Origin of the sequence: uncultured Psychrosphaera sp., assembly GCF_947500655.1 — a bacterium.
Classification (GTDB): Bacteria; Pseudomonadota; Gammaproteobacteria; order Enterobacterales; family Alteromonadaceae; genus Psychrosphaera.
On record NZ_CANMSK010000054.1, the window covers coordinates 1 to 264 of the forward strand.

At 40.5% G+C, this 264-nt stretch carries 1 rRNA gene; it reads left to right on the forward strand.

The features are described from left to right. Nucleotides 1-198: 198 nt before the first annotated feature. Nucleotides 199-264 (forward strand): 5S ribosomal RNA (gene rrf, locus Q0940_RS17060); the annotation flags it as partial.

Sequence of the window (264 nt, forward strand, 5' to 3'; positions counted from 1 at the left end):
ATTAAGCTAACTTATACTAATTGCCCGTGAGGCTTAACCATACAACGCTTAAGTGTTCTTGAACGTTGATACAAATTCTTTATTTTTAGCTTTCCCTTTGTTAAGACAACTATTTCAATACTGTGGTGTATTCACTACGTCGCTCTTAGCCATCCATGGCTTCGCGACATAAATACATCCATGTATGTAACGCTTTTGTCTGGTGGCAATAGCGCTGTGGTCCCACCTGAATCCATTTCGAACTCAGAAGTGAAACGCAGTTGC